Raw genomic sequence first — 236 nt, forward strand, 5'->3', positions numbered from 1 at the left:
GGCCTTCGATTCTTCTATTGTCCCACTTATCTGGGTAAATAATGTTCTGTCGGCAACATCGATATTGCATCCTACCATACCTAATAGGAATATACATGCTAAAATATTTCGTGTTTTTTTATTCATACGATTATTCTGATCCGTATAAAAAAAACTATCTCTTCTTTATCAATAACAACTCTCCCATACATTTTCTCTTTTTTCCTCCATATATATAATAAATTAAAGTGTCTTTG

Source organism: Apibacter sp. B3546, assembly GCF_009827885.1.
Taxonomy (GTDB): domain Bacteria; phylum Bacteroidota; class Bacteroidia; order Flavobacteriales; family Weeksellaceae; genus Apibacter.